Genomic DNA, 22,599 nt, shown 5'->3' with positions numbered 1-22,599 from the left:
AAAACGATCATTCAAGGGAGTCCTTGATTGATCGTTTTTTGCGTGAAACTCGTTGGAATGTATATGCGGTAGAGTCTGTTTTACGCGTTTAGTGAGTTGAAGAGGGAAGTGTGATAGTTTGGTTCGGATAGATTGTATGTGGATTACGTACAATGGATTGGTTTGCTTGGAAAATTTCTTGTACGATAGCAGCGATTTGAGCATTCGTTACATTTTCCTCGCTATGCCTTTTAGCGATGGACCAAAGCGTATCTCCTGGTTGAATGACGTAGGAAGATTCATCCGTTACGTTGTCATTTGTTTTCGTCCGGTTGTTGACGAGTGCTGTTGTCACTTCGAGTCCACGACCTGAATCGATGCTGCTGTCACCGAAAGTATAGATTGTTGTGTATTCACTAGGAATGGTACCGTCTGCAAGTGCGTTGGCAAATGGATTGGCTTCTCCGTTGTAAATTTTTTTGAATGTGCCGTCTTCTGTTTCAATATCTTTGTTGAGTAAATAGGCAGCGAAGTGTTTATGTGTTCGATTACTTGGATGGTATTCATCGTATAAATAAAAATCATTCGGTTCCAAATCTGCAGTTTCCGGTGTGTAATATTTACTGTCTGTAGAATAGATTCCGTAGCCGCCATGTGTTTCTTGTTGTTCAGTCGTCGGGAACTGGTCACTATTATCTTCGGAAGCTAGCGCATACCCATAGGCTGGTACCCAGTCAGAAATTAAATAGAACCCCATGCTTTTGTAGCCATAAGCTTCGAATCCTTGTTCTTCTATATCGGCATTTAGTTGCGGTAGATTACCAAACAACACATGGACATCCTGTGGTGCGTCATCGGATGCTACATACGTATTGATCTTGTCAACGACTTGTTGGTTTCTCATATCTTCGAAGCTTGTCAAATCGGCGCGCTCATCTTTAAAACGATTGGGCAATAAGACTGTTTTCGCTCCTGCTTCTACGAGGTTTTTCGTCATAGTCAAAGCTGCATCGCTGGAAAGTTCAGCAGCCCGCTCGTCTCCAAGATCAGCAACCGTATACGCATCATTGCCTCCAACGCTAATAATGTATAACGCTTTAGGATCAGCTTTACCGTCATGTTCTTTTAAAAAGGTGTCCGTTTGTTGCACGCCACCCCAGCCTGTTAACCAAGTAGACCAGTTCGAGCGTTCATCTTCTGCACCTTCTTTTCCAGTAAGCACGCCAGAAAATGCTCCACCTACTGCGTAATTCGTCAGGTTGTCGTAATCACCTGCGAGTTCTTTTGCTAGATATTCTGCGAAGATACGTCCATTCGAGTAACGCCCTTTATAATAATGTTCAGTTTCCGCTTTTACATACATTCCGTCGTCAGGATCAAAACCTTCCGCTGGTTGCGCAGCCAATCCCGTCGATGCGATGGATAAGCTGAATAATAGTGTCAAAATGAGAGTGAATATTGAGTTCTTTTTCATTGTTGCCTCCTAATGTTTGTGATGAAAAAATCAAATATTTCATTCCAACGACACTCTACCACATTGAGTAGCATAGCATAAATTTTAAAAAATCTGCAAATTCCGATAAATAATCTATGCTGAAACTTGTCGAAATGAACAGACATTTGTAAAATGCCCCTATAAAGCTACATGTTGTTATATAATGAACGATAGGGAAACATTGCGATTGACTAGAATCATAATGGTAACGATCGATAGATTATTTTTTCGGAGGGAAACAATGGACTTCTTTGACAAGTTGAATGAGCAACCAATTGAACGGGATGAGCGGGTCTATAATTCTGAAGGCTACGATAGGCAGGGGTTTAATAAAGCGGGATATAATCGTCATGGCTACAACGCGCAAGGCTATAATTCGAGCGGTTTTGATATGTATGGCTTTGATGCGCGAGGATTTGATAAGAACGGTTATAATAACCAAGGCTACGACGAAGATGGATTTAAAGCAACAGGCTTTGATAAAAACGGCTTTAACCGACAAGGCTATAATCGATACGGTTATGATGCACAAGGCTACAATAAGCAAGGCTATAATGTGCAAGGATATGATCGAAATGGATATAAGGCAGACGGATATAACAGGCAAGGGTATCATAAAAATGGATTCAATAAAGAAGGCTACGACATTCAGGGCTATAAGCGAGACGGTTTCAATAAACAAGGCTATGACCGAGAAGGCTTTGATAAAAATGGCTACAACCGACAAGGCTATAATCGGGACGGCCTCAATAAACAAGGCTATGATTTGTATGGTTTTAATTCGGAAGGGTATACGAAATTCGGTTACGACCGGCGTGGATTTTCACGCGAAGGAAAACATGCGAATGGCACGATGTACGATAAGCGCGGTTTTGATTTCCATGGAGTTCACCGGACGGGTGGTTTGTATGACGAATCAGGCTATGATCAAGACGGTCATGACGAAACGGGTTTCAATGCACAAGGTTATGATAAAAATGGTTTTACTGCTGAAGGCAATCACATTAGCGAAATTACGTATGATCGCTTCGGCTATGACGCGAACGGTTTTAATCGAATAGGGTTCAATAAAGAAGGATATGACAAAAATGGCTACGATAAACATGGTTATGATAAAGAAGGATACAAAGCGAACGGTTTTAATATCCAGGGCTATGATCGGCAAGGATATGATGCAGATGGGTTTAACCGAGCGGGCATCGACAAAGATGGCTATAATCAGGATGGCTTTAATCGCTTCGGTTATAATCGGGAAGGTTTTGGTCGGAACGGATTTAATCAGCAAGGCTATGATTCTGAAGGCTTCAATCAACAAGGCTATGACATCAACGGCTATGATCGCGAAGGTTACGATAAGGCGGGGCGTGATGTAAAAGGTTTTAGTCGAGAAGGCAATCACGCGAACGGCACGAAGTATGATGCTAAAGGGTATAATGTAAATGGCTTTAATAGGAACGGAATTCATTTGAATGGCAGTTTGTACGATGAACAGGGCTATGATCATGAAGGATATAATGTAGCGGGTTTTAACAAACGGGGTGTGGATAGAAGAGGCTTCACACAAGACGGTAGTTTAGTAAACGACAAACTGTATGATTCGTCAGGCTATGATCAAGAAGGGTTTAATAGAAGAGGTTTTAATAAAGAGGGCTATGATCGATATGGTTACGATCGCTATGGGTACGATGAAGATGGTTTCAATGCAGCTGGCTATAATATTAAAGGCTATAATCGTCAAGGCTATGATCAAGACGGCTTCGATCGTTTCGGCATCGATCAGGAAGGATATAATCGGGAAGGTTTTAATAAAATCGGTTATAATCGGCAAGGTCTTGGCAGAAATGGCTACAGTCGCCAAGGCTATGATGCAGAAGGCTTCAATAAACAAGGCTATGACATAAATGGTTTTAACCGACAAGGCTACAATCGCTTCGGTTACGACGTGCGCGGTTTCAATCGCGAAGGAAAACACGCGAATGGAACAAAGTATGATACGAAAGGTTTGGATCGTAACGGTTTTACTGTACAAGGCATTCATAGTATAACAGGGAAACTGACTGATGAAGAAGGGTACGAACAAGCGGGCTATGATGCGGAAGGTTACGATCGCACTGGCTACGACCGAAAGCGGTTGGATCGCCAAGGGAGAAATGTTTGGGAGAAGTAAATAGAGAAGGTTGTCGTAAAAAGTCGTTTGCATAGACTTTTTGCGACAACTTTATTTTTTTAGTTGAAAAATATTCATTCTTTAACAACGACTAACACGTCATTTTCTGGAGTGATGCTAATGCTTTTTTCGGAATAATCCCCAACCATTCGTGAAAGTGGCGTCGTTTTCACAGCGTGATTTCCTTTCGCAAATACGAGTAAAAATCTATCCTCCAGCACTTCGATGCCGTGAGTACTGCCTTTAAATTTGATATTCAATGAGTTTTCAATTTGATCTTCTGTTGTATACGGACCGTAAACCATTGCTTGATCCCAGTCGAAATCAGTTAAAGGGGAAAGCGCAATTTCAGTTAAACCACTTTTCGCAAGTTCTTCAATATTTTTCCCGAGTATATAATCTTCAGTTGCCCGATTGATGAAAAACAGACTGCCTGCTGTACCGAACAAAACAACTGCGATTATCCAAGGTACCCATTTTTTTAGCACGTCATGCACCTCTTTCCTATCTACTGTATCACGAAATGAACAGCATGGTAAGTGGATTGAGCGGAAGTCTGATTGCGCTCATAGAAAGTGCTCTCGCGCTCATAGAACGTGCTCCCGCGCTCATAGAAAGTGCTCTCGCGCTCATAGAACGTGCTCCCGCGCTCATAGAAAGTGCTCTCACGCTCATAGAAGGTGCTTTCGCGCTCATAGAAGGTGCTCTCGCGCTCATAGAAGGTGCTCCCGCGCTCATAGAAGGTGCTCTCGCGCTCATAGAACGTGCTCTCGCGCTCATAGAAGTTGCTCCCGCGCTCATAGAACGTGCTCCCGCGCTCATAGAAGGTGCTCTCGCGCTCATAGACCACATCCGCCCCTCCATAAAAGACCATCCTCTCGCGTAGAGAAGATGGTCTTTATCATCACGAACTCTTTATTAATGAAGTAGCATGTAATAGATTCCTTGATTTAGTAATCGTGGCAGGTGGAGCGGGATCTAAGCTTTCTTGTGCAATTTGCAAAATATCATTTGGATGAATCCACGGTCTGTTTTGGATTGCGCTCGTTTCTTCGTGTGTTAAATAGCCTTTGTAAGCAGTTAAGCTGCGTCGTAAATAGCCATCACGAATACAAGCTTCCTGTACTCCGACATTTAAAATTGAACGTAAGTGGCCAAGTACGGATGCAGCATACGCTACGCTCGTTGAGTGGGCAATGGCACCTGGAATATTGCTGACACAATAATGAACTATACCATTTTCAATATAAATAGGGTCTGCATGTGTCGTCTCACGAAAAGATTCCAGCGCACCGTCTGTATCATTGCTAATATCTACAATTACAGAGCCTTTTTCCATTAAATTCAGCATGTCCCGATCGATCAAATATTCTGTATTACCCTTTGGCCACTTTACACAGTTAATGACCATATCGATTTCAGGAAGCAATTTGGCGATATTTTCTTTAGTGGATAATTGTGTATTGACGGTTTCGTTATACAATTGACCAATCTCACGCAACGTTCCAAAGTTAATATCCATGACAGTGCACCAAGCGCCTAATGAATGAAGAACTTGTAATGCAGACTTCCCTACAAGGCCGCCGCCAAGAATGAGAACTTTCATACCCGGAGCGCCGCCAAGCCCACTGACGAATTTACCTTTTCCACCGTTAATGGTTAGCATCGCCTGTAACCCCATTAAAGCACCTTGTTTGCCGGCTGCTTCACAGTTAACGGAACCGTATCTATGGGAATCTTCAGCAGTAAACGCAATACATTTACTATCCAAAATTGCTTGTACTTGCTGTTCGTGGGCTGCCGGATGAATACATGTATAAACGATTTGATTTTCTTTCAGCAGCGGATATTCAGCTTCTTCGATTTCCTTCACTTTTGCGACCATGTCTGACCGGTCATATAGTTCTTCCATCGTTTCTACAATTTCCGCACCGTATTGTTCGTATTCTTCATTTGTAAAACCTGCCATTTTGCCCGCATCTCGTTCGACGAGTACGGTATGTCCGTCTGCTTTGATCGTACTCACTTCTACAGGCGTTGCGATCACTCTATATTCTCCTGCTTTACGATCTTTCAACACGCCTAAAATCATATGGGTTCCTCCTAAAAACGCTAATGTATATACAGTCAATAGAGATAAAGTTTCTATTTCCCTATACTAAATGAGTAAACTGTCAGATTCAATAGATATTTACTATCTCTTTTGTAGATGTTGCGACACCAGCAAAAAAATTATAAATGACTTGAAACTTATTTCGAATTCTTCCGTCTGTACGGTACTTAGAACATGTGGAGGTAGAATGATGAAAAAGATTTATAGCTACTTACTGTTACTTGCCAGCTTACTATTATTTATAATGAATAATGACGTGAAATGGAATTTGAATGAAGTTCCTCTGTTCCATAAACAGTCGGGTACAGCGTTTGCGCAAACAGTTAAAGACCAACCTGCGACTTCGATAAAACAATTCGAACATGTGTTAACATTACAGGAGCGACAGCCGATTTATATGATGACCGATCATCTCGTGAAAATTGGTGAATTAGAAGCAGATTATCCGGTAGCCATTATGGGCGAAGACGAAGCATACTATGAACTTCGTTTGGCGAATATGGATGTGTATATTCCGAAAGGCCGTGGTGTTGTTGAGAACCGAAAAGAGCTATCTACGATGAATACGAGTCGATTCGCTACAGTGGAAACAGTAGCACCTACAAAAGTTCATACGGCAGCTACTGCGGAAAGTGACGTGTGGATGCAATTAGAAGCAGGTTATCATTACCCAGTTATGCAAGAAGTGGACGGATGGTTTGTTGTGAAAATTGGGGAACGGCCGGGATACATACGAAAGCAATCCGTGACAGTTGATAAAGGACTGCCCGTGCTTGTGTACCATCAAGTATTGCCGCGTGCGCTTATGCAAACGACGATGAGTACGATTTCATTAGAGAATTTTGAACAGCAAATGAATTACTTGGCTGAACAACAATTTACGACACTTACTTCCCGTGAACTATATCAATATTTGGAAGGACGATTAGTTGTACCAAGTCGCTCTATTGTGATTACGTTCGATGACGGCTTACTTTCTTCAAAAGAGTATGCGTATCCAGTGTTAAAGAAACATGGATTTACGGCGCCGCATCATATCATTTCTTCGCGTATGGATCGGGGGAAAGGGGCGCCTGTATTTGACGGTGGCGGATTATTGAACTATTTATCAGCGAGTGACTTGCCTGAGATGAAAGATGTATTTCAATTCGAGGCTCATACAAGCGAGTTACACGAGTTGAATCGTGAGACGAATTTAGGAGTCGTTTTTGATCATACACAGGAGGAAATTACAGCGGATTTACGCAAAAATCTACAGCATGTGCCTGCAGCAGTTTCCATTGCCTATCCATATGGTTTATATAACGAGCAATTTATCGAAGCAGCGAAAGAAGTAGGGTTAGTAATCGGCTATACGACAGTAGAAGGCTATGCGAATATGGATAGTTCGAATTATGAAGTGAACCGATTTGGCATGACAGAAAGAAGGACGTTTGAGCAATTTACTACGTATGTGGATGGGGACATGACGTGGCCATAGAAAAGAGTGAGTAGCATAGATGAATGAGATGAATCAAATTATGAACGAGCATTCGCGTTATTTAGTCCGGATTGCTTATTTATACGTCAAAAATTGGTCTACAGCAGAGGATGTTGTGCAAGAAGTGTTTGTAACATTCTTCCAGAAAAGCGACCAGTTTCGTAATGAAGCTTCATTGAAAACATATTTAACTAGAATGACAGCTAATCGTGCAAAAGACTATTTGCGCTCATGGAAACATAAAAAAGATGTGCTGTTCGATACGGTATTTATTTCTTCGAAAAGTACAGAGGAAGTGTTGTTAGAACAAGAACGCTTAGCCTCATTGGAAAAACATTTGTTTCAGTTGCCATTAAAATATCGCGAGCCGCTAATTTTATTTTATTATGATGAACAATCGATAGCCGAAATTGCGCTTTATTTGGAGTTGAATGAGAACACAGTGAAAACACGTTTGCGCAGGGCAAAGCAACAATTGAAAGAATTCTTTGCTGAAGAGGAGGGAGTGGACGAATGAATGACTTTAAACAGAAATTGGATCAAATGATGGGCGACACATCAGAGCAAGAAAGACGAATTAGACAACGAGTGCATGAAGAATTGCAACCTGCCCGTAAAAAACAATCGTGGCGCGTGCTATTCGTTACGGCATCATTACCAGTAGTCGCTTTAGTATTATTGCTTACTTTTATCCCTTCAAATCTACTTTCATCTGATGAAGGTCGTGGAGTGCCGTATGACCCCTTGGATGATTTAGCTAAAATTTCAGCATTGCAGAAAAAACAGCAGTTATCCACAATTGATTATGAAGAATTGTCACAATTACCGCGTTTTGACCAAGTAGATGGTCTGCGATACGTTGATAAAGATTCATTTACTATAGATGGAAGTACAGAAAAATTCCATACTGTAATGGAACGTAAATCCAATTTATTTGACGATATCGTCTACAAAGCGGGAGATGTAGTGCGCACGATGACGAATACAACTAGCCATTTGCCGACATACAATGATGTATATTATGAAGTATTTGCTGTTCCTGGAGACCGTGTCGTATTGAAAAATGGGGAATTGAAAATTAACGGAAAGCCATTGCCTTCAGATATGCTGGAGCGATATAAAAAACAAGGCATCATAATTGCAGGAGGTTATGATCAATTATTAAATGCAAGAGAGTATTTATTATTGAATCATTTCCCGGCGAGCGACTCGATACAAGGGGCGACGATTACACCTGTACACAAAATCTATGGTCAACTAGTTGGAATAGCTTCCGAAAAACAAACGAAGTCGATTTATCTCGATTATTTATCGGGTCAATTAACAGGTGATTACACTCCAGAGCAACTCTTTGACTTATATTTATACGATGACTTGCTAGGAATGCAGACGTTACCTCAGACTGCGGCCTTTACTAAGATTAATCGAAAAAGCCAACTGTTTTTAGAAGCCTCTTACCGAAAACTGACTGTTCTATCGGATAACCGAGTAGAAATGCGTTATCAATACGGACGTGAAGGAATTGCTGAGTATGTGTATGTAATGGAGTGGCACAAAAGCGAGCGACGCTGGGTTGTAGAAGAATAATATGGTAGAAATGAAGTAGATCGGCCACTAGCTAGAATAAACAGTCAATCAACTGTTTATATACTAGATGTGCCGGTCTATTTTCATTACGCAACAATATGCGATTAGGGAAATAAGTGCTTCTTAAATATATCTATAAATTCAGAAAGAAATTATAGGTAGTTTATCTTTATAGTAGAAATGAGTTTGATGGATCAGATGATAGGGAACGCTCTAATAAGAAAGAGAATAAACGGTTGCTATAGTGCCAACTGTAGAAGGAGGAAAAGCGAATGGATGATAACAACTTAAATAAGCCGGACGATAAAGGGAAAGTTGCGGATCCTAGCCGACGCCGTTTTGTAAAAAATACCGGTATTGCGGTGGGAGGAGTAGCGGGCGGTGCTTTATTTGGAGGATTGTTTACGAGCAAGTTCAATAAGGACAAAAATGAAGATTCTACGCAGACATCTAGTGGCTCAACTGAGAAACGCTATGAAGAAGCTCGAATGTTTTTCACTCGTTTTGCCGATTTCGCTATTCTTGAACAAGCGGTGGAACGTATTTATCCGGAAGACAAAAATGGACCGGGGGCAATTGAGCTCGGAGTTCCTTATTTCATCGATAAACAATTGGCAGGTCCTTGGGGATTGAATGCCAACGATTACAGGCAAGGTCCTTTTGGCAACGGTAACGGAACGGCTGCAGATGCGAGCTTAACACGTGGGGAGCTATTCATTAACGGATTACGACAAATGGAAGCAGAAAGTTCGAAGCGATTTGACGCAGTGTTTACTGAAGCGACAGAAGAACAGCAACTCGAGATTTTACAAGATTTTGCTGATGACAAAGTGAAGATCAAAGGAATCAGTTCCGCAAACTTCTTCGCATTATTACGGACAGCGACATTGGAAGGAGTCTACTGTGATCCGTTGTATGGAGGGAATCGTGACATGAAAGGCTGGAAAATGAAAGAATATCCAGGGGCAGTGGCGTCCTATGCGAATATGATTGAGGACAGTGAATTTATTTCTATGGATCCAGTGAGTTTAACAGATTATCAACCAAAATCACGTAAAGGGTAGGAGCGGATACTATGGCGAAAACATTGGAAAAAGTCGACGCGGTCATCGTAGGCTCTGGCTGGGCAGGCGGTATCGCAGCGGCAGAATTGACGAAAAAAGGCTATAAAGTTGTCGGACTAGAACGTGGAAAATCCCAAGTACGAGAAGATTTTATCGGCTCGAAAGACGAACTTCGATACGACAGTCGTAAAGTGATGTTCCAAGATTTAAAAAAGGAAACATTGACTATTCGAAATACGCCAGAAGAAACTGCATCTCCTAACCGAAGTAATGATACGAATGCAATTAACGGGACGGATACAGGAGGATCAGGAGTACATTGGAACGGCATGGTCTATCGTTGGCTTCCGACAGACTTTGAAATAGAAAGCAAAACAATTGAAAAGTATGGAAAAGATATTATCCCTAAAGAAATGAGATTACAAGATTGGGGAATTACATATGACGAGCTGGAACCATATTATGACCAGTTTGAAAAAACAGCGGGCATTTCAGGAGAACCCGACCCGTTACGCCCTAACCAACGTTCCGATGATTACCCAACACCACCGATGAAAGAAACAGAAATTATTCGTACGTTTACGAAAGCAGCGAAAGATTTAGGTTATCATCCATACCGGATTGCTTCAGCGAATCTCTCAGAAAACTATACGAATCCAGATGGCGAAACGATTAATGCATGTGTTTATTGCGCGTTTTGTGAAGCATTTGGCTGTGATTTCGGGGCGAAGTCAGACCCGATTGCAACTGTGCTTGCGACTGCAAATAAAACGGGGAATTTTGAGTTGCGTAATAATTCGTATGCGATTCGGATTGTTCATGAAAATGGCAAGGCGACAGGTATTAAGTATGTAGATACAGAAACAGGAGAAGAATTCATTCAGCCGGCTGACTTAGTTGTCGTCAGTGGATTTGTTTTCACGAATACGCGTCTAATGTTATTGTCGAAAATTGGCAAGCCGTATAATCCGCAAGATGAGACAGGTGTAATTGGCAAAAGTTTAACGGTTCATCAACGAAACTTAACTCATTTACGTGTGAGAGGATTTTTTGATGATAAAAAGTTCAACCGCTACGCTGGAACAGGAGCGTTAGGTGTAACAATGGATGATTTCAATATTGAGCAACTGGATCATCGCGAACATGATTTTCTTCACGGCTTTTGCTTGCGTACATCGCAACGCGGAGATCGTCCCATCACAAATAACCATGTCCCTCAAGGTACACCATCATGGGGGAAGGAATTTAAAGAGAAATCATTATATTATGCGAACCGTCGAATTGACGTTCAACAGCAAAACGGAGCATTGCCTTGGCGCTATAATTATATGGATTTAGATCCGACGTATACAGATATTTTCGGTGACCCTTTGTTGCGTGTGACGAGTAAATTCCATGAGCAAGATCGCAACATTGTACGATTTGCTCATCAACGTGCGAAAGAATTATTAGAGCAGATGGGAGCGGATCATATTACCGTTCCGGAAATAACAGATGAAACCGAATTTGATAAAACGTCCTTATCAGACCATACAGGTGGCGGAGTCATTATGGGCGATAATCCTGAGACGTCAGCTGTGAATAACTATTCTCAAGTTTGGGATATGGAAAACTTATTTGTCGTAGGGGCTTCTTCTTTCCCGCATCTTAGCAGTTCGAATCCAACGGCTACAGTCGGTGCTCTTGCGTATCGTGCAGCAGAAGGAATGATTAAGTTTCTAGAGAATGGGCAAGGCTTGCTTACAGAAGAAGGGAAGTAAGCTACTTTCCTAATACTTACAGCGAGGATGTGTGTCTATGAATGGCAGAGTAGCGATCCTTTTCGTTGTAATGATGCTGATGATAAGCGGCTGCGGACAATCGATTGAGACGAATATGTCTGAAACGATTCCGGACTTTGAGTTCACAACGCAAGATAACGAGTCGCTTAGTTTGAGTGATTTAAAAGGGGAATGGTGGCTTGCTTTCTTTTCGTATACACACTGCACCACTGTTTGCCCGAGAACGACTACTAATATGATTGCGATCTCAGATGAATTGAAACAATCGGGAATCACGCCTCGAATTGTCTCGTTTGGCATAGATCCCGAGAATGATACACCTGAAGTACTAACTACGTATGCACAAGAGTACGGAGCGGATTTACAGATATTCAGCTTTTTGACAGGCTATGATTTCGCAACGATTCAAGATTTATCAGTAAATACATTTCATGCCGTATTGGAAAAAGGCGCGCTCGATCAACGCTCGCACAGTTACTACTTTTATTTAATCAATCCTAAAGGGGAGATTGTTAAAAAGTATAATGGGATGAGTGAGCCTGAAAATCAGTTACTCGTAGAAGATGTAAAAGTGGTGTTGAGGTAAGTAAAACGTAAGGAAGACATTCGTTCACTAAAATTTATGTGAATGAATGTCTTTCTTCAAAGCCTGTTGATTAACCAAAGAAAGGAATTGCCATTTGGAAATGAGGTGCTTTTGACAAGTAGTTATAGAGGTTATGTAAGCTTTAGGATTCTCCCTGCAGAACCGGAAAGCGTATCGTCTGGAATCGCAAGCCGCAAGACACTTTAAGTCAGCCTTACTCCATCCAATTGCCATAGTCAAAATCGTTTTAAACTAAATGAACGAGAAAAATATACATAATATAGTGAATCAACAAACTTGTCTTTCTTCTAGTATAGCGGTAGAAAATAGCTCGATAATTTAGTGCTAAATGTAGAGATAATAAGTTGTCATTTTAAAAAGGATGAATTCCATGCACAATGAAATAAAAATAAGAATTCATGAATTAATTGATGAAGACTATCAAAAATTTGCTTCTGCGCTTATACCTACTAACGATAACGTGTTAGGTGTCCGTATGCCGGCATTGAGAAAATTAGCGAAAGAAGTCGCAAAGGGAGATTGGAGAACCTATTTAAAAACAGCAAGTGACGAGTCGTTTGAAGAAGTTATGTTACAAGGTTTAGTCATTGGCTATGTGAAGGCAGATATAGAAGAAATTCTGCATTATGTACAATTATTTATTCCGAAAATTGACAACTGGTCGATTTGTGATAGCTTTTGTGTCAGTTTAAAAATGACAAAGCAACACAAAGAACGTATGTGGGAATTTTTACAAACCTATTTACTTTCAGATAAAGAATATGAACTTCGTTTTGGAATCGTCATGCTGTTAGATTATTATATTGAATCAGAAACAATTTGCAGCGTACTCGCTTTGCTCAATAGCGTGAAGCATGAAGGGTATTATGTGAAAATGGCAGTGGCGTGGGCCATATCGATTTGCTTTATAAAATTTCCCGAAGTGACGATGGGCTATTTAGAAGAAAATGACTCGCTCGACAAGTTTACGTACAATAAAGCATTGCAAAAAATTACAGAATCATTGCGTGTAGATCCAGAAGTGAAGCGTGTTATACGCCAGATGAAAAAATAAAAAACTTGGCGAGTGACGCCAAGTTTTTTCATGTACATGTAAACGAATCCACATATTTCAAATCTAAACCATAATATTCCCAACGATAATGTCTCGGATCCCAGCGATAGCCTGCAATAGACGTTCTGCCTACAAATGTTGGATAATACCAAAATCCTTTATGCCTGGAAGTCCAAATGTACGTATACCGATAAAGGCATCCTGCAATACCACCTGGATCTACTGCACGTAAATTGGTTTCTGGATAACTGGGTGTTTGATTGGGAGGTGCGGATGTAGGCGGTCCTTGTTGAGCAGAACCTGCTGGACTCCCAGAATGCCCGTGATGTCCATGAGGCTCGTGATATCCTGGGTATACGGGCGTCATTGGATAAGATGGGTAGCCGGGTGAACCGCTTGGATACCCGGTTTGTCCCGGATAGCCTGGATAGGATGGTTGACTAGGGTATCCGGGATACTGCCAGGGCCAACTTGGTTGCGCAGGTTGTTGACTTGGTTGACCATGATATCCTGCGCCCGGCCACCCTTGTTGTGCCGGGGATGATGGACGGTTTTGTTGGTACACTTCATACTGGTGTCCGGGATAGCCTTCAGGTAATTGTGGATACCACATACCTTCTTCTTGTTGACTCAAAATACCACTCCTTTTCGTTATCCATAACGTATTTGTAAAATCGTGTGCGGAAAATTTATCTTTTTCTGCTATATCCAGTTAAAAGCATCGGAACGCATCAATGCGTTGTAAATCAATCCCTAAATACTCCCACCTATACCGACGTGAATTCCACTGAAAGCCTGCTACAGATGTCCTGCCGACAAATGTTGGATAGAACCAAAATCCTCTCGATCTTGAAGTCCATACATACGTAAATCGAAACAAGCAGCCTGAAATCGCACCAGGATCTACTGCAAACGTTTGAAATTCTGGATAGCTGGGTGTTTGGCTGGGTGGTGGCGAAGTAGGAGCCATTGCTTGCCCACCTTGTCCAGGACGCCCTGGCTGATTTGGTGACCCAGACTGTCCTGGAAACCACTGCGAACCGCCCATACCAGGAAACCACTGGGATCCTGGAAACCCAGGATGCCAAGGAGATGGTTGATGCCATCCCATGCCCCCGGGAAAGCCTCCGAACCATTGCTGTTGTCCTTGTTGTTGATTACCGAAATTTCCACCATGTTGATTCAATTCATCACTCCTTCTTTTCTACCTCTTGTTATCATATGCAACTCATTGTAAATTTGACTTTCCCTTCATTCGTCTGTTCAGTGTGATAAACTAAAGGAAAGGAAGTGGATACAGATGGATGAAAATAAACCACATATTTTAATAGTAGATGGAATGGCATTGCTGTTCCGTTCATTTTTTGCAACGGCTCATAGTGGGCAGTTTTTCCGGAATGCGTTTGATGTACCGACGAATGGTGTTCAAGGGTTTGCCAGACATACAATGAGTGCGATATCGATTTTCCAACCGACACACTTAGCAGTTTGCTGGGATATGGGAGCTAAAACATTTCGAAATGAATTATTTTCGGACTATAAAGCACATCGTCCGGCACCAGCACCCGAATTAGTTCCACAGTTCGACATGGCAAGAGAAGTATCTGAAATGTTAGGATGGAAAAGTTATGGGATTCCAAATATGGAGGCGGATGATGTAATTGGCTCGCTAGTAGAGACGTGGAAAGACGAAGCGAAATTGACGATTGTTTCGGGGGATAAGGATTTATTGCAGTTATTGAAGCCCAACGTATTGATCGCTTTGACGAAGAAGGGCTTTACTCAGTATGACGAATATAATGAATTGCGTTTTATAGAAGAGTACGGAATTACACCAGCTCAGTTCATTGACCTGAAGGCATTTACTGGTGATGCGAGTGATGGCTATCCAGGCGTCAAAGGAATTGGACCGAAGACGGCTTTGAAGCTTATTCAACAGTATGGCTCGGTAGACGGTGTACTGGCAGCGAAGGAAAAATTAACAGCGGGAATTCAAAAGAAGCTTGCCACGGACGAGGAATTATTAATGATTTCAAAGGAATTAGCGACCATTCATTGTGAGATTACGCTAGACGATCCACTTGATCAGTTGCTCATTCCCGAATTTACTCAGGCGCGTGCGCAGCTGATGGAACAGCAGGGGTATTCTCTTATTGCTAAGCAAGGTTTAGCCGCTTTTCCTTTTTAATGGTTCGATCGTTACGAAGGTGAGAATGTCTTTATTCGGCTCATATGGGATCGAACGAATCGTGCTTTCACAATTACGGCTGCCATTATCGTGAACTAGTAAATATAAAGCTCCCTCTACATAATCATAGCCAACCAATACGACCCAATGATAGTCAAATGAAAACTGGCCGCGCCATTTGAATGTAAACCATTTATCGAATTTTAATGCGACTGGACGGTTTTCATCGATTTGGTGCAGTGCGTCTTCTACATTGCTCACTTGAATATGGTAGTCAGAGCCTAACAAGTTGGACAATCTCCGGACGAATCGCCGTGCGGATAATCCGATTTTTGTACCTCCTAACTGACGATAGAGTGTGTTTACATCAGGAGCAAGGCGATCAGGTAATAAATATTGTAAAAGTACGAATGCGGTAACAGGTCCACAGGCGGAAGGTTGATACGCAGGATTGATGTCTTGATCGTATTGAGACTTGCCTTGAACACTAATATATTTCGCCATAAGCTAGCACTCCCTTGAGAGTAAAACAGCGCCGACAGATGTCAGCGCTGATTTAGTATTGTTTTAAATCTTGACTCCATCAAGAAACTCGGTAACTTGTGCAGGAGATTTTGCGTTTGCACTGTGCAAATGGGCGTGTTTCTCGCCGTTTTTGAACACTAGCAAACTTGGAATACCCATTACATCATATTTTTCTGCAATTTCTGGAATAACATCACGATCCGCTTCATACCATGTGTAAGTATCGTATGTTTCTACGATTGGATCGATGAACATATCCATACGTTTACAGTCCGGGCACCAGTCAGCTTCAAATTTCACTAGTACGGGCTGATCGCTTGCAATGATTTCGTTAAATTCTTCTGCCGTTTTGATTTCTTTCATTTACATCGCCTCCATTCACTAAATAGTGTACAATGTTTCTAAGATGTTGTGTATTTTATTGCTTTTGAATGCTTTTTTAAAAGTCTGACAAAATGACAATTTAATATTGCAAAATAGTTTCATCTGTCTTATACTAAGCAATATAAGCAATGCGTATTTTTTTTACGCAATAAATGAATGAGTGTTCATTCAAAGATCAAGGGAGGATTGCACGTGACTTATCAAATTAGAAAAGCGGCAGTTTTAGGATCGGGCGTAATGGGTTCTGGTATTGCAGCGCACTTAGCCAATATTGGCATACCTGTTCTTTTACTGGATATTGTACCACCGAAATTAGGTGCAGATGATGAAGCAAAGGGACTTACTTACGAAGATCCAAAATTCCGCAACAAGTTTGCAGCTACTGCATTAGAAAAATTGCTGAAGCAAAAACCAGCACCTCTAACAACAAAGAGAAATCTTTCGTTACTTACACCAGGAAATTTTGAGGACCACTTAGATCAATTAAAAGATGTTGATTGGATCATTGAGGTTGTCGTTGAAAACTTAGATATTAAAAAGAGCTTATATGAAAAAATAGAAACTGTCCGCAAGCCGGGAACGATCATTTCATCCAATACATCTGGTATTAGTATAGAGGCGATGGCTGAAGGGCGTTCAGAAGATTTCCAAAAGCACTTCCTAGGAACGCATTTCTTCAATCCTCCAAGATACTTAAAACTACTGGAGATTATACCAACTATGTCTACCGCTCCTGAAGTTGTAGAATTTATGACTACATTTGGTGAAGACCGTTTAGGCAAGGGAGTCGTTATTGCAAAAGATACACCGAACTTTATCGCGAACCGTATAGGTACATATGGTTTGCAAGTGACATTGCATGAGATGCTAGCACGCGGCTATACTATTGGCGAAATTGACTCGGTCACAGGAACACTGATCGGTCGTCCGACGTCTGCGACATTCCGTACACTAGATGTGGTAGGGCTCGATACGTATATGCATGTTGCTAAAAATGTATATGATCAAACGATCGGTGATGAACAAAAAACATTTGAACTTCCAGAAGTCGTCAAGATGATGATTGATAACGGTTGGATTGGTGCGAAAGCAAAACAAGGTTTCTACGTAAAACAAGGGAAAGATATTCTTCAACTAGATATGAACACATTAGAATATATTCCTACTGAGAAAATGAAAGCGCCTTCAATCGAGATGGCGAAACAACAAAAAGGACTTGCGAATAAAGTGAAAACATTGCTGTATGCCAAAGACCGCGCAGGTGAGATTTTATGGAGTACACTGACTCCCACTATGTTGTATGCCGCAGAACTTCATGGAGAAATTGCAGACGATATTGTAGCAATCGATAATGCGATGAAATGGGGCTTCGGCTGGACGCAAGGACCATTCGAAATTTGGGATGCCATCGGTGTGAAAAAGTCTGTTGAGCTATTGAAAGCAGAAGGCAAAGAAATTCCTGCATTCGTGAAATCATTACTAGATCACGGCTTTGAAACTTTCTATAAAGAAGAAGAAGGAGATGTCTATTACTTTGACGGCTCTGATTACAAATTAGTTGAAGTAAATGAAAAAGCGATTAACTTGAAGCTCTACAAGAAAAAACATGGAGTGATAAAGAAAAATTCGGGTGCTAGTTTAATCGACATGGGCGATGGTGTCGCTTTACTTGAATTCCACTCGCAATCCAATGCAATTGGTCTGGATATTATTCAAATGATTAACTTTGCCGTCGATGAAGTAGAGAAGAATTTTAAAGGGCTCGTCATCGGCAACCAGGGGAAAAACTTCTGCGTCGGTGCAAACCTTGGAATGATTTTAATGGAAGCGCAAGATGACAATATTTTTGAACTAGACTTTGTTATTCGTTCGTTCCAAAATGCCATGATGAAGATTAAATACAGTAACAAACCAGTCGTAGCGGCTCCATTCCAAATGACGCTTGGCGGCGGAGCGGAAGTATGCTTACCGGCTGCTCATATTCAAGCAACTATGGAGACGTACATGGGCTTAGTAGAAGTAGGGGTCGGCTTGATACCAGGTGGTGGCGGAAACGTTAACTTGTATCAGAAACATTTGAAAGGCTTGCCGAACGGTGTACCGACCGACTATCAGCATATTGCCAATAAAGTATTTGAATCTATCGCAATGGCGAAAGTTTCGACTTCTGCTGATGAGGCGAGAGAAAACAACTTCCTCGACTTTGCGGATGGTGTAAGCGTGAATGCCGACCATCAGATTTACGATGCGAAACAAGCGGCACTTGCGTTATATGAAGCGGGGTATGTATCACCAAAGAGAGAGAAAGTACCGGTAACAGGAGATTCAGGTTATGCGACATTATTATTAGCTGCGGAAGGTATGCATATTTCTGGATTCATCAGCGATCATGATGTGAAAATCGCGAAGAAACTAGCGTACGTACTAGCTGGCGGAAAAGTTCCATACGGCACACGAGTCGATGAGCAGTATTTGCTGGATCTCGAGCGCGAAGCATTTTTGAGTCTAGTAGCAGAGCCGAAATCACAACAGCGTATGCAACATATGCTTGTGAAGGGGAAACCGTTACGCAACTGATGAAGGATATGATAAAGGAGGAAATAGCATGCGCGAAGCAGTAATTGTAGCCGGTGCTCGAACACCGATTGGAAAAGCAGGAAGAGGTTCATTAGCGACGGTGCGTCCTGATGATCTGGGAGCATTAACGATAAAGGAAACATTGAAACGTGCAGGAAATTATGATGGACCGATTGATGATGTAATCATTGGTTGTGCCATGCCGGAAGCTGAGCAGGGCATGAACGTAGCGCGTAATATCGGTGCACTGGCGGGGTTACCTGATACGACACCCGCTGTGACGATTAACCGTTTTTGTTCATCCGGTCTACAGTCCATCGCATATGCGGCTGAACGAATTATGCTCGGTCATGCCGAAGTGATTTTAGCCGGTGGTGTGGAGTCGATGAGTATGGTGCCGATGATGGGCAATACGATTCGACCGAATGTCAAACTAGCGGAAGAGGCACCTGAATATTACATGGGAATGGGACATACAGCGGAACAAGTGGCGCAGAAGTATGGAATTTCCCGGGAAGACCAAGATGCGTTCGCAGTTGAATCGCATAAACGCGCAGAAGCCGCAATTAAAGAAGAGAAGTTTATAGAGGAAATTGTACCAGTTGAAGTGACGAAACGCTTCGTCGATGAGCAAGGCAAATACCAGGAAAAGACGTTATTATTTGAAATGGATGAAGGGGTACGTCCTGGCACAACGACAGAAGTGCTTGGAAAATTACGTCCAGCATTTGCGGCGAAAGGATCGGTTACTGCCGGAAATGCCTCCCAAACATCTGATGGCGCTGGAATAGTGCTGGTGATGGATTCAGAAGTGGCTGCGCAACGAGGTTTACAACCGCTAGCAAAATTCCGTTCATTTGCGGTGGGCGGCGTACCTCCGGAAATCATGGGCATCGGGCCGATTGAAGCGGTGCCTAAAGCATTGAAACTAGCAGGTTTATCGCTAGAAGATATTGATCTGTGGGAGCTCAATGAAGCATTCGCGTCACAATCACTTGCCGTTATTCGCGAACTTGGACTAGATATGGACAAAGTGAATGTCAACGGTGGAGCGATTGCGACAGGTCATCCACTCGGAGCGACTGGAACGGTTTTGACATTAAAATTAATTCATGAATTGAAACGACAAGGGAAAAAGTTTGGTGTAGTGACGATGTGCATCGGTGGCGGAATGGGTGCAGCAGGGGTATTTGAAGTTCTCTAAATAAAAACATATGGAACTGGGGGAAATGATATGACTAACGCTATGGAGGGAAAGACTATGACAGAATTCGTAAAAGGTGGAGCATTTTTAACAGAGGATCTTGACGCGACACGCGTATTTACACCAGAGGATTTTACAGATGAGCAGAAAATGATCGCTAAAACAACGGAAGAGTACGTTAAAAATGATGTGACACCGTTAATCGAAAAGTTGGAGAACCATGAATTTGAACACTCGGTCACTTTATTAAAGAAAGCTGGAGATCTGGGATTGCTGGCGGCTGATGTTCCGGAAGAATATGAAGGACTTGGTCTAGATAAAATTTCATCCGCATTAATTGCAGAAAAATTGTCTGTAGCAGGTGGCTTTTCTATTACGCACGGTGCACACGTCGGGATAGGTACATTACCAATCGTATTATTCGGAAACCATGAGCAAAAGATGAAGTATTTACCAAACTCTGCAAGTGGCGCGAAAATTTCAGCTTATGCTTTGACAGAGCCAAGTTCAGGTTCAGATGCATTAGGTGCGAAAACAACTGCGAAACTGAATGAAAAAGGTACACATTATGTACTAAACGGTGAAAAGCAATGGATTACGAACTCAGCATTTGCGGATGTCTTCGTCGTGTATGCGAAAGTGGATGGAGATAAGTTCACAGCGTTCATCGTCGAGCGTGACTTCCCGGGAGTTTCAGTAGGTCCTGAAGAGAAGAAAATGGGGATTAAATCATCATCTACGCGCACATTAATTTTAGAAGATGCTGAAGTACCGGTTGAAAACTTGTTAGGTGAAATTGGCCGAGGTCATATTATTGCATTTAACATTTTGAATATCGGTCGCTACAAGTTAGGTGTCGGAACAGTAGGTGGATCCAAACGAGCGCTGGAATTAGCTATCAAATATGCGAATCAACGTAAACAGTTCGATACGCCGATTTCTTCATTCAATCTAACGAAAGAAAAATTCGGTACGATGGCTTCTATGTTATACGCAACTGAGAGTCTGATTTATCGTACGGTCGGTTATTTTGAAGAACGCAATGCAGCTATGAGTACTGAAGAGCAAAAAGACGGCGCAAAAGTAGCAGCTTCCATCGCGGAATACGCTATAGAATGTTCTATCAACAAAGTAGTAGGTTCTGAAGTATTAGATTATATTTCAGATGAAGCTGTTCAAATCCATGGAGGATATGGCTTCATGGCAGAATACGAAGTAGAAAGAATTTACCGTGACTCACGAATTAACCGTATTTTCGAAGGGACGAATGAAATTAACCGCATGATCGTACCGGGTACATTCCTTAAAAAAGCAATGAAAGGCGAGTTGCCGTTACTTCAGCAAGCACAAGCATTGCAAGAAGAATTGCTGATGCTCATGCCTGAAGAAGTAAGTGATGAAGCACTAGCCCAAGAGAAAGTACTTGTGAAAAATGCGAAAAAGATCGGTATCTTAGTGGCGGGCCTTGCAGCGCAACGTTACGGTACAAAGCTGGATCAAGAGCAAGAAATTTTAGTCAACATCGCAGATATCGCAAACGATATTTTTGGAATGGAATCTGCTTTGCTACGTACAGAGAAAGCTATTTTGAAAAATGGTGAAGAAAAAGAAAACCAAAAACTATTGTACACTCAAATTTTCTGTCAAGAAGCGTTCGGACGTATCGAAGCAGCAGCAAAAGAAACACTATTAGCTTCTGTAGACGGCGACAACCAGCGCATGATGATCTCCGCGTTGCGTAAACTTACTCGCAATAACCCATACAATCTCATCGCGAAAAAGCGCGAAGCAGCCGAGAAATTGATTGAAGCTGAAAAGTACATCGTGTAATGTAGACAGATTGGAAAAGCGCCTCTTTTTGTGAGGCGTTTTTTGTTTGTTCCGCTCATAGACATGTTCGTTCCGCTCATAGATCACGTCCGTGCGCTCATAGACATCGCACCACACTTATTGCAAGCTCACAAAGTTACCACGGAATTCAGTTATTTGCTATACTGAAAAAAAGGGGGACTGACCATTATGACAATTACATATTACGGCTATCCAAAATGCGGCACTTGCCGTAAAGCAAAGAAGTGGCTGGAGAATGAAGGTTTTTCATTTGAAGAAGTGAATATAGCGGAACAACCTCCAAGTGAAAATACTTTGCGCACACTCATTGATCATTCGGGACTTGAAATGAAAAAGTTTTTTAACACAAGCGGCATGAAATATCGAGAACTCCAATTAAAGGATAAGCTACCTACTATGACAGACGAAGAAAAAATCGCACTGCTCGCATCTGATGGAATGCTCATTAAACGCCCTATCGTTTCGGATGGTCAAAAGGTTACTGTAGGATTTAATGAAGGAACATTTTCAGAAACATGGCAGAAGTGAACATAGATTCTTGTC

The 22,599-nt window shown here is 41.9% G+C and carries 21 protein-coding genes; 14 read left to right on the top strand and 7 right to left on the bottom strand.

Annotated features, from left to right (window positions below; translation table 11 throughout):
• Positions 1 to 88: 88 nt before the first annotated feature.
• Positions 89 to 1,453 carry a LysM peptidoglycan-binding domain-containing protein gene (locus DV702_RS08385; RefSeq protein ID WP_114924351.1) on the bottom strand — a complete coding sequence of 455 codons (1,365 nt, stop codon included), beginning with the start codon at positions 1,451 to 1,453 and terminating at the stop codon, positions 89 to 91.
• A gap of 208 nt (positions 1,454 to 1,661) precedes the next feature.
• Here DV702_RS08385 and DV702_RS08380 point away from each other — a divergent pair, with 208 nt between their 5' ends.
• Positions 1,662 to 3,641, top strand: a complete 1,980-nt coding sequence (locus DV702_RS08380) for a hypothetical protein (protein ID WP_162805753.1) — start codon at positions 1,662 to 1,664, stop codon at positions 3,639 to 3,641.
• Between the two features lie 74 nt (positions 3,642 to 3,715).
• On the opposite strand, the gene DV702_RS08375 is transcribed toward DV702_RS08380, so the two are convergent.
• A complete protein-coding gene (locus tag DV702_RS08375) occupies positions 3,716 to 4,129 on the bottom strand; it encodes a hypothetical protein (RefSeq protein ID WP_114924349.1) in 414 nt (137 codons plus the stop codon).
• A gap of 56 nt (positions 4,130 to 4,185) precedes the next feature.
• On the opposite strand from DV702_RS08375, the gene DV702_RS08370 reads away from it, so the two are divergent.
• Positions 4,186 to 4,527 (top strand): hypothetical protein, encoded by a 342-nt coding sequence (locus tag DV702_RS08370; protein WP_162805752.1) that lies wholly within the window; start codon positions 4,186 to 4,188, stop codon positions 4,525 to 4,527.
• A gap of 18 nt (positions 4,528 to 4,545) precedes the next feature.
• On the opposite strand, the gene DV702_RS08365 is transcribed toward DV702_RS08370, so the two are convergent.
• Entirely contained in the window at positions 4,546 to 5,733 is a 1,188-nt protein-coding gene (locus DV702_RS08365; RefSeq protein WP_114924347.1) for an alanine dehydrogenase, read from the bottom strand.
• 208 nt (positions 5,734 to 5,941) lie between these two features.
• Here DV702_RS08365 and DV702_RS08360 point away from each other — a divergent pair, with 208 nt between their 5' ends.
• The 7 genes from DV702_RS08360 to DV702_RS08330 all read left to right on the top strand — a co-directional run bounded on the left by DV702_RS08360 (position 5,942) and on the right by DV702_RS08330 (position 13,327).
• Positions 5,942 to 7,234, top strand: a complete 1,293-nt coding sequence (locus tag DV702_RS08360) for a polysaccharide deacetylase family protein (protein WP_240315704.1) — start codon at positions 5,942 to 5,944, stop codon at positions 7,232 to 7,234.
• 19 nt (positions 7,235 to 7,253) lie between these two features.
• Positions 7,254 to 7,751, top strand: a complete 498-nt coding sequence (locus DV702_RS08355; protein WP_114924345.1) for a sigma-70 family RNA polymerase sigma factor — start codon at positions 7,254 to 7,256, stop codon at positions 7,749 to 7,751.
• On the top strand, positions 7,748 to 8,821 hold the full coding sequence (locus DV702_RS08350; protein ID WP_114924344.1) for a S26 family signal peptidase: 1,074 nt from the start codon (positions 7,748 to 7,750) through the stop codon (positions 8,819 to 8,821). The genes DV702_RS08355 and DV702_RS08350 overlap by 4 nt, the downstream gene beginning before the upstream one ends.
• 272 nt (positions 8,822 to 9,093) lie before the next feature.
• Positions 9,094 to 9,885: a gluconate 2-dehydrogenase subunit 3 family protein gene (locus tag DV702_RS08345; protein WP_114924343.1), complete on the top strand. Its 792-nt coding sequence runs from the start codon at positions 9,094 to 9,096 to the stop codon at positions 9,883 to 9,885.
• Between the two features lie 11 nt (positions 9,886 to 9,896).
• Complete coding sequence (locus DV702_RS08340) at positions 9,897 to 11,645, top strand: GMC family oxidoreductase (protein WP_114924342.1); 1,749 nt, start codon at positions 9,897 to 9,899, stop codon at positions 11,643 to 11,645.
• 37 nt (positions 11,646 to 11,682) lie between these two features.
• Positions 11,683 to 12,252 (top strand): SCO family protein, encoded by a 570-nt coding sequence (locus DV702_RS08335; RefSeq protein ID WP_114924341.1) that lies wholly within the window; start codon positions 11,683 to 11,685, stop codon positions 12,250 to 12,252.
• A gap of 391 nt (positions 12,253 to 12,643) precedes the next feature.
• Positions 12,644 to 13,327 carry a DNA alkylation repair protein gene (locus DV702_RS08330; protein WP_114924340.1) on the top strand — a complete coding sequence of 228 codons (684 nt, stop codon included), beginning with the start codon at positions 12,644 to 12,646 and terminating at the stop codon, positions 13,325 to 13,327.
• 28 nt (positions 13,328 to 13,355) lie between these two features.
• Here the strand turns inward: DV702_RS08330 and DV702_RS08325 are convergent, their stop codons facing one another.
• Together DV702_RS08325 and DV702_RS08320 are read right to left on the bottom strand one after the other, a co-directional pair.
• A complete protein-coding gene (locus tag DV702_RS08325) occupies positions 13,356 to 13,961 on the bottom strand; it encodes a hypothetical protein (RefSeq protein ID WP_114924339.1) in 606 nt (201 codons plus the stop codon).
• Positions 13,962 to 14,039: 78 nt separating this feature from the next.
• Complete coding sequence (locus DV702_RS08320; RefSeq protein WP_240315703.1) at positions 14,040 to 14,513, bottom strand: hypothetical protein; 474 nt, start codon at positions 14,511 to 14,513, stop codon at positions 14,040 to 14,042.
• A gap of 114 nt (positions 14,514 to 14,627) precedes the next feature.
• On the opposite strand from DV702_RS08320, the gene DV702_RS08315 reads away from it, so the two are divergent.
• A complete protein-coding gene (locus tag DV702_RS08315) occupies positions 14,628 to 15,515 on the top strand; it encodes a 5'-3' exonuclease (protein ID WP_114924338.1) in 888 nt (295 codons plus the stop codon).
• Here the strand turns inward: DV702_RS08315 and DV702_RS08310 are convergent.
• Together DV702_RS08310 and DV702_RS08305 are read right to left on the bottom strand one after the other, a co-directional pair.
• Positions 15,495 to 16,019 (bottom strand): C39 family peptidase, encoded by a 525-nt coding sequence (locus DV702_RS08310; protein WP_114924337.1) that lies wholly within the window; start codon positions 16,017 to 16,019, stop codon positions 15,495 to 15,497. The two genes, DV702_RS08315 and DV702_RS08310, sit on opposite strands and share 21 nt — an antisense overlap.
• Positions 16,020 to 16,082: 63 nt before the next feature.
• Positions 16,083 to 16,403: a thioredoxin family protein gene (locus DV702_RS08305; protein WP_114924336.1), complete on the bottom strand. Its 321-nt coding sequence runs from the start codon at positions 16,401 to 16,403 to the stop codon at positions 16,083 to 16,085.
• A gap of 213 nt (positions 16,404 to 16,616) precedes the next feature.
• On the opposite strand from DV702_RS08305, the gene DV702_RS08300 reads away from it, so the two are divergent.
• The 4 genes from DV702_RS08300 (at position 16,617) to DV702_RS08285 (ending at position 22,584) form a co-directional block, all read left to right on the top strand.
• Positions 16,617 to 19,001 (top strand): 3-hydroxyacyl-CoA dehydrogenase/enoyl-CoA hydratase family protein, encoded by a 2,385-nt coding sequence (locus tag DV702_RS08300; RefSeq protein WP_114924335.1) that lies wholly within the window; start codon positions 16,617 to 16,619, stop codon positions 18,999 to 19,001.
• A 28-nt stretch (positions 19,002 to 19,029) separates the two neighbouring features.
• Entirely contained in the window at positions 19,030 to 20,205 is a 1,176-nt protein-coding gene (locus tag DV702_RS08295; RefSeq protein WP_114924334.1) for an acetyl-CoA C-acetyltransferase, read from the top strand.
• A 57-nt stretch (positions 20,206 to 20,262) separates the two neighbouring features.
• Complete coding sequence (locus DV702_RS08290; protein WP_371682740.1) at positions 20,263 to 22,035, top strand: acyl-CoA dehydrogenase family protein; 1,773 nt, start codon at positions 20,263 to 20,265, stop codon at positions 22,033 to 22,035.
• Positions 22,036 to 22,224: 189 nt separating this feature from the next.
• On the top strand, positions 22,225 to 22,584 hold the full coding sequence (locus DV702_RS08285; protein ID WP_114924333.1) for an arsenate reductase family protein: 360 nt from the start codon (positions 22,225 to 22,227) through the stop codon (positions 22,582 to 22,584).
• Positions 22,585 to 22,599 lie beyond the last annotated feature (15 nt).

This window comes from Sporosarcina sp. PTS2304, from assembly GCF_003351785.1.
Classification (GTDB): Bacteria; Bacillota; Bacilli; order Bacillales_A; family Planococcaceae; genus Sporosarcina.
This window is presented reverse-complemented; position numbering and strand designations above follow the sequence as displayed.